This is a genomic window from Actinophytocola sp., from assembly GCF_049647105.1.
GTDB lineage: Bacteria > Actinomycetota > Actinomycetes > Mycobacteriales > Pseudonocardiaceae > Actinophytocola.
In genome coordinates this window covers 1-2,902 of the sequence record NZ_JBARWZ010000253.1, presented here as the reverse complement: position 1 = coordinate 2,902, position 2,902 = coordinate 1, and the positions used below count along the sequence as shown (strand labels likewise).

Annotated in this window: 1 protein-coding gene; it reads left to right on the top strand. The window is 66.3% G+C overall.

All coding sequences use genetic code 11. The features are described 5' to 3' along the window. The first annotated feature begins 365 nt into the window (after nt 1-365). Nucleotides 366-2,816: an RHS repeat domain-containing protein gene (locus WBA97_RS29515; protein ID WP_424234224.1), complete on the top strand. Its 2,451-nt coding sequence runs from the start codon at nt 366-368 to the stop codon at nt 2,814-2,816. Nucleotides 2,817-2,902: the final 86 nt, after the last annotated feature.

Sequence of the window (2,902 nt, the reverse complement as noted above, 5' to 3'; positions counted from 1 at the left end):
CCTGTTCCAGCGTGAAATGGGGTCATGCGCTGCTCCAGCCGCGTGGCGTCGCGGCCGGGTACCGGACGGTGCGGCTCGATGACATTCGCGGCGAGGCCAACCGCTCGCGGATGACGGGCGGGCCGTCGGTTAACGATGTCGCACGGCCTGCGGATTCCAGGCCGCCCCGCTGGGTAAGAGCCAGCGGTCGGTCGTGCCGCCCAGTGTCGTGGGTTGTCGCCGCGTAGCTGCGGCCCCGCCAGCTGCAGACCCAGGCACCAGGCGGCGGACGACTGCTGACCGACACCCGGTACGACTCGCAAGGCCGCGTCGCGAAGACCTCACGTCCGTACTACAACAGCGGCGAAGTCGACACCGGACTGTGGTTGCCGACCGACAACGTCGTGCCGAACATGACCGCGTACGTCTACGACACCGCAGGCCGCCCCACCGTGCAGAAGTTCCTCAGCAACGGTGACGAGAGATGGCGATCCACCACCACCTACGGCGGTGACCGCGTCACCGTCACCCCGCCGGCGGGCGGCACTCCGGTCACCACGGTCGTCGACGCCCGCGGCCGCAAGACCGACCTGCTGCAGCACGGCCCCGACGGCGACGACATCACCCACTACGACTACACCCCGGCCGGGCAGCTCGCGAAGGTCACCGATCCCGCGGGCAACATCTGGCGGTACAGCTACGACCTGCGTGGCCGCAAGATCGCCGACACCGACCCGGACCGCGGTGACTCCAGCTACACCTACGACGACGTCGGCCAGCTGGTGTCCACGACCGACGCCCGCGACACCACGCTGGTTTGCGAATACGACAACCTCGGCCGCAAGACCGTCCTGCACCGCGACTCGGTCACCGGTCCACGCCTCGCCGACTGGACCTACGACACCGTCCCCTACAGCAAGGGCCTACCCGCGTCATCGACGCGTTACGTCGGCACCGCCGCCTACACCAGCCGGGTTCTCGGCTACACGGCGGAGTACGAGCCGGTCCAGGTCGAGGTCGAGATCCCGACCGCCGAAGGTCCGGAACTAGCGGGCAAGTACACCTCGACCCTGCAGTACAAGGCGGACGGATCACTCGCGTCCGAAACCTATCCCGCCGCCGGCGCCCTGCCAGCCGAAGGCGTCGCCCACTCCTACAGCGACCTCGGCCTGCCGCTGCGCACCTGGGGCGGCTACGGCGGCAAGACCTTCGAATACGTCCTCAGCTCCGACTACACCCGCTACGGCGAACCCCAACGCCTCGAACTCGGCCAGGACACCAAACGAGCATGGCTGTCCTACTACTACGAACACGACACCCGTCGGCTGCAACGCACCGTCGTCGACGCCGAGGTGCCCAACCCGATGCAGGCCGACTACCACTACACCTACGACGACATCGGCAACATCACCTCGGTCGCCGACGCCCCAGCCGGCCTGCCCAGCGAGACCCAGTGCTTCCGCTACGACCACCTGCGCCGCCTCACCGACGCCTGGACCCCCACCAACGGCTGCGCCGCCGACCCCACCACCAGCGCGCTCGACGGCCCGGCACCGTACTGGCAGTCCTACGGCTACGACAAGACCGGCAACCGAGTCGAACAAACCCAACACGACGCCGCCGGTGACACCACCAGCACCTACACCTACCAGGGCCATCGCCTCGACAGCGCAACCACCACCGACGCCGGCGTCACCACCCTCGACGAATACGGCTACGACGCGACCGGAAACACCACCAGCCGCGTCCTCGCGGGCGAAGGCCAAGCCCTCGAGTGGGACGCCGAAGGCAACCTCACGAAGGTCACCGAGAACGGCCAGGAAACCAGCTACGTCTACACCGCCGATGGTGACCGTCTCATCCGCCGAGACCCTCAGGCGGTGACTCTGTACCTGGGCAACCAGGAGATCCGTCTCGATAAGCAAACCAAGATCGAAACCGGTACGCGCTATTACAGCCACGGCGGCAAGGCGGTCGCCACCCGCACCGAGGCCAGCCTGAACTGGGTCGCGACCGACCACAACAACACCGGCGAAGTATCGATCAATAGCAACACTCTCCAGGTCAACCGCCGCCGCCACCTCCCGTTCGGTGAACCCCGCGGCCAGGCACCTCTGACCTGGCCCAGCGAACGCGGCTTCGTCGGCGGCACCCTCGACGCCACCACCGGCCTCACTCACCTCGGCGCCCGCGAATACGACCCCGACCTGGGTAGGTTCATCTCGGTCGACCCGATCATGGACCTTACCGACGCCCAGCAGATGAACGGCTACACCTACAGCAACAACAACCCGGTCACCTTCTCCGACCCATCCGGCCTGTTTCTGCTCGAAGGTGACAGCTCCGGCGCCATCGACGCCGGCGCGTGCAGAGACGGCAACTGTGGCAGAGCGACGACTGCCTCAGGAGTCAAGGAACCGCGAGATGCGAACACACAGAATCACCTGAATGGTCTGACGCTTGGGAAAAGACTGGACCAGAACGCGCTTAATGTGTTGAGACGAGGCGGTTACACCGGCACAGCGTTGTTCACCCGTCGGGAAGCCTTCGCGTTCGCGACGCAAAGTCCGGAAGCCGCAGCGATCGTCTGTCACGCGGCCGCGGACGCTGGGGGTACCTCACCGGCTGGGTGCCAGTACGACGTCTGGAACTGGGAAGGCGTACTAACCGGACTCAAAGCCATCGGAGTGTTCGCATACCAACTTACCTCGATCCCGGACGCCGTGGACTGCGCCGGAGGTGACGGTGCAGCATGCGCGTGGCTCGTCGCTGGATTCATCCCCGGCCTCCGGGCCATCAGACCCGTATCCGCGAGTAAGGCGGTGACACGCTGCTGAGATGGTGATAGGTGCCGCTCTGGCCTGGGATGATGGTGGTTGCGAAGACACAATCACGCCCGGGAGAGGACACCTATCGAGTGGGT